Origin of the sequence: Mesorhizobium sp. M7A.F.Ca.US.014.04.1.1 (assembly GCF_003998745.1) — a bacterium.
Classification (GTDB): domain Bacteria; phylum Pseudomonadota; class Alphaproteobacteria; order Rhizobiales; family Rhizobiaceae; genus Mesorhizobium; species Mesorhizobium ciceri.
Genome location: NZ_RZRW01001375.1, coordinates 1 through 561, shown reverse-complemented (window position 1 = coordinate 561; position 561 = coordinate 1). Strand labels below are relative to the sequence as shown.

Genomic DNA, 561 nt, shown 5'->3' with positions numbered 1-561 from the left:
GTTCCAGGCTCCGACGGCAGGCTTCACATCGTCTACGAACTTGCAGTGACGAACGTCACCGGCGGCAATGTCCGATTCGAGAAGCTCGAGGTCGTAGAGGCCGACAGCGGAGCACCGCTTGCAGAACTCGGCCCGGATGAATTGGCCACGCACGTCACGCCGGGCGCAAGCCGCGGCAACGAAAACCGCGAGTTGGCCGCCTATCAGTTCGCCGTCATCTTTCTGCATGTCGTGCTTGCGGACGGCGCGGCGGTTCCGGCTCGCATTACCCACGAGATCACGGCGTTTTTCGCGGTCATCGGCGCCGACATGACGGTGACGATTGGCGAGGGTGCCGTCGTTGCGAAGGCACCGGTGGCTCTTGGGCCGCCTTTGCGCGGCAAGGGTTATGTCGCGGCTGACGGCTGCTGCGATTCCATCCGCCATGTCCGCGCCCTGCTGTCGCTCGACGGCAAGTTCTACCTTGCCCAGCGTTTCGCTATCGACTGGGAGCAAATCGACGACAACAACACGCTGGTCGTGGGCGACCTTAAGGTTCCTGCGAACTACCACATCTATGGC

1 pseudogene is annotated in these 561 nt (G+C 62.6%); it reads left to right on the top strand.

Going from position 1 to position 561, the window contains the following annotated elements:
• Positions 1–561: pseudogene (locus EOA22_RS36625) on the top strand (M23 family peptidase); the annotation flags it as partial.